This window comes from Bacillus sp. 7884-1 (genome assembly GCF_002272245.1).
In the GTDB taxonomy this organism is placed as follows: Bacteria; Bacillota; Bacilli; order Bacillales; family Cytobacillaceae; genus Neobacillus.
The window spans coordinates 1-2,592 of record NZ_NPDD01000241.1; the positions used below are offsets into that span (position 1 = coordinate 1).

The window sequence follows — 2,592 nt, forward strand, 5'->3', positions numbered from 1 at the left end:
AGAGAGTACATACAGCTTTTTGAGCCTCCTTCTCAAGCGGAGCTTGAATAACCCTATTTATTAAACTAACGGGTGCGTTTGTTCAACAGTGGGGGTTGCTGCTGCATTCAGCTAGAGGAGCGGTAAAGGTGGAAAAGGGATTATGTATCTAGTTGTCGAATTGTTTAATTTACATAATCAAGCTGTTCATTCAAAGTGCTTCGTTTGCGGTCCGAGTTGTTCATCTTAGTCGGAAACGACTAAAGTAAAAATTAAATTAATTGAAATGAAAGAAGTGAAGGTTTTGATTAAATATAAATGCCTCCATCATGTAAGTCTTACCGTCACCAATTTGAAAAGAGCAAAAGATTTCTATGGGAATACTTTATGTTTAAAAGAAATACCTCGTCCTGATTTTGATTTTGCGGGTGCCTGGTATGAAATAGAGGGAAAGCAAATCCACTTGATAGTCGATCCCTCTTCACAGACAATTCGGCAGGATAAAAGCTTATCCAGTAGAGAAGGTCACTTTGCTCTTAGAGTCGAGAACTACTATGACACTCTTACATGGTTAAAACAAAATGAAGTTGAAATCATTGAAAAACCGTACGGAAAAAGTGGATTCGCTCAAATTTTCTGTGCGGATCCAGATGGTAATTTGATTGAACTAAATGTTGACCAGAAAGATTTATAAATAAAAAGATAAAAGGCTTCCAATACTGGAGGCTTTTCTTATTGAAGTAACGGTGCAGGATAGTTGAACAAAATGATAGACATTTTGTCGGTCTTTTTTATTCCTTTATAATGAACATGGTCTTAATTTAATGGTTTTGACCTGGACGCACAAATCATCCAGTTTAAGGAATCAAACCTCCAAAATTTATAATCAAAAGACAAAAAGCCTAACCGTTTTGGTTAGACTTTTTGAAGTTTATTTTTCCGTTCAATTAAATCCGTGTATTGTTTAATAAACCTTTGCAATGCTAATTCTGGATTGTGTTCACGATAATCCACTACAATGTAGTTGCATCCCATTGATTCGGCATATTCAAGTTTTAATCTGTCATTTTCTTGTTCCTTTTCAAGCGTCTTGCTACTCACTTCATGATAATAACAATGTTCATAATGTTGAAGTCCATGAACTTCAATTATCGAGTTTTGATTTGGTAGCATAAAATCATATTTATAACCAAATCGTCCCTTTTTTTGTTTAGGGAATTTGAACTGAGCCTCATATTCTATTCCGTTCTCCTCTAACCAATCTTGGATTATCTTTTCACCTTTAGATACTTTGCATAATGGACAATACACATTATGTGTTTTATATGCATTTGGAGAAACAGAATGTGCATCGTGTTTACAATTGTAATGTATCAAAACTTTTTCCGTTGCACTCTTATATTCACTTAACAGTTGATGCCCGTTTCGTTTCACTAATTCTTCAAATTCTTTCTTTGCTAATTCACTTCTTTCTTGCGCTGCCATTGTGGTTATTAGTAATCCGCAATCATAACAACCCATCCCATCCTTATAATGAGCTGGCGTAATCCAATTGGCTTCATGATCGCAGTTAAATTTAATCTTTATTTTTGTGTGAGTATTTATATATTCTCCCTCAATCCATTCATCTCCATTTTTTATTAATATTTCATTAAGTTTTTCAATAGCTTGTTCAGGACACATATTTCTACATTTTGGACACCTTTTGCCCATCATGTAATTACCTGGACTTATTTCGTGAGGTTTATGTCCACAATTGAAATCTATCACAACTTTCGCCTTTGTTCCTTTATATTCCGTTAATAATTTATGGTTATTTTCCTCGAGCATTTTTCGAAATTTAGGTTCCGATTTTTCGTGACTCTTTTTTTTTGCACTTTCTATACCACATTCATAACATCCTTCATCCCTTGTGTAATTATTAGGAAATGCAATGCCAGGTTTATGACCACATCTGTAATCTATTGTAATTTTAGTTGTATTGTTTACAAACTCACTTAATAACAGATGGTTATTTTTTTCTAATTTGTCTGCAAGTTTGTCCAAACCTTGTTTAACTTGTTTATTGAATTCACCATCTTTTTTATACAACTTAACTGAATTTCCTAACTTTATACCTCTGTACATTCTATCTGGTTCATTTTTCGAACAATTGGGGCAAAAGTTATCATATTTCATTTTCTTAGGAGTTCTTATATATAAATGTCCAAATTCACAGACAAACCTAACTTCACCTTTATCTTTAGCAAAAACATCTAGCATTATAAAATTGCATTCTTCTAATATATCAGCTAATTTATCTAAACCTATTTTAACAGGAAGAATATATTCCCCTTTTCTGTTAAATAATTTCACTGAATCAGCTAATTTGATCCCCCTGTATACGACAACTTTTTCTAGTTGGTCCTCTTTCATTTAGAGTCTCCTCGTGGTTTATTTAGGCCATAAATTATTATACAACCAATTATCCGTCGAAAGTAACGACTTCTGTAAATAAACTCTTGTCCAAAAATTACAAGTTCTGGACTTTCTTTGTAGGCGAATGTTTTTCCATTTATCTTGTCGTTTGTTCATAAAAAAAGACCGAAGATTCTCGGTCATGTAGTGCAACTA

Annotated in this window: 2 protein-coding genes; one reads left to right on the plus strand and one right to left on the minus strand. The window is 33.4% G+C overall.

Annotated features, from left to right (window positions below; all coding sequences use genetic code 11):
* Positions 1-283: 283 nt before the first annotated feature.
* Positions 284-673, plus strand: a complete 390-nt coding sequence (locus CHI06_RS26040) for a VOC family protein (RefSeq protein ID WP_070875759.1) — start codon at positions 284-286, stop codon at positions 671-673.
* Between the two features lie 221 nt (positions 674-894).
* Here CHI06_RS26040 and CHI06_RS26045 read toward each other — a convergent pair whose 3' ends face one another.
* Complete coding sequence (locus tag CHI06_RS26045; RefSeq protein WP_095251559.1) at positions 895-2,394, minus strand: hypothetical protein; 1,500 nt, start codon at positions 2,392-2,394, stop codon at positions 895-897.
* Positions 2,395-2,592 lie beyond the last annotated feature (198 nt).